We start from the raw sequence: 1,422 nt of genomic DNA on the forward strand, positions 1-1,422 counted from the left end.
GCAGTTCACAAGCACTGCTCCCGTAGAGTCGCACAAGATAAAATCAGCGTTGCACGCCATTGAATACTGCGTCATCTCATCTGTCACCGACTTTTTCCAGTCGGCAGGCTGAGCCAGCATTTCTTCCTGCGTATATAAAGCAAGAGCCTTGGTGTTTTTCTCCAACAGGCTCTTTTTTTCGTCAATAAAATACCTTGAAGAAACCAGCAGTAATACCGTTCCTAAGCACACAAAGCTTATAAGTATTACTGCTGAACAAATTACAAAGTATTTAAAGAATATGCTTTTACGATTACTCATGCGGTGTTTCAGCGACTTCAAACTTGTATCCTACGCCCCATACAGTTTTAAGTGCCCACTTGTCAGAAACGCCCTCAAGCTTCTCACGCAGACGCTTAACGTGAACGTCGATAGTTCTCGAATCGCCGTAATATTCAAAGCCCCATACCTCATCAAGGAGCTGATCTCTTGTATAAACTCTGTTCGGATTTGAAGCAAGGTGGAACAGAAGCTCAAGCTCCTTCGGCGGTGTGTCAAGCACCTGACCGTTTACTCTCAGCTCATATCTTGTCATATTAACTGAAAGCTTGTCATACTTGACTTCCTTTATCTCAGCTTCGCCTGATGACTGACCTACTCTTCTGTAAACAGCCTTTATTCTTGCGATAACTTCCTTTGTATCGAAAGGCTTTACGATATAGTCGTCAGCTCCAAGCTCCAGACCAAGCACCTTATCAAATGTTTCTACCTTTGCGGTTATCATGATGATAGGCACGTTGGACTTCTTTCTTATCTCACGGCATACCTGCCAGCCGTCTATACCAGGCAGCATAATGTCAAGCAGTATGATGTCAGGCTTAAGAGCGTTGAATTTTACCACTGCTTCCTCACCGTCATGTGCAAGTATTACTCCATAGCCCTCCTTTTCAAGGTAAAGCCTGAGCAGCTCGCAGATGTTCTTATCATCGTCTACTACCAATACTCGTCCAAGCGACATATTTCATCTTCCTTTCGTTTATTTACTTCTTTTCATGCCCATTATTTCAAATTTTCGCACTTCTGAAAATTTGAACAAAAGACAATAATTATTCAAATTGATATAAGTATTATAACAAATTCACAAACCCATTGTGTGAATATTTATTTAACTTTTTATTAAATATCATAATTTGCTTTAATTTTAAGCGGACGTCTGCAACAATATGTATATATTTAATTTAATTAATCAATACTTTTGGATTTTACTTACAAAAGTATCGAGGATATTATTTGATTTTTGTAAACCATGTCATAAAATATTACCCATTCCATATAAACAGCCTCCGCAGGATAACTACGGAGGCTGTAAATTATATCAGATATTAGTCATGGGAGCTTATTAGTACATACCGCCCATTCCGCCTGCACCTGCTGCTGCGGCTA

Annotated in this window: 1 protein-coding gene and 1 pseudogene; both read right to left on the reverse strand. The window is 39.8% G+C overall.

From position 1 onward, the window contains the following. Positions 1 to 300, reverse strand: a pseudogene (locus QVO88_RS12140) (sensor histidine kinase); the annotation flags it as partial. Continuing rightward, the gene (locus tag QVO88_RS12145) at positions 293 to 997 is read right to left on the reverse strand and encodes a response regulator transcription factor (protein WP_022288718.1); all 705 of its coding nucleotides are present in this window, start codon (positions 995 to 997) and stop codon (positions 293 to 295) included. The gene QVO88_RS12145 and the pseudogene QVO88_RS12140, both read right to left, overlap by 8 nt. Between the last annotated feature and the right edge of the window lie 425 nt (positions 998 to 1,422).

It is taken from the genome of Ruminococcus sp. CAG:57 (assembly GCF_000435935.1).
GTDB lineage: Bacteria > Bacillota > Clostridia > Oscillospirales > Ruminococcaceae > Hominimerdicola > Hominimerdicola aceti.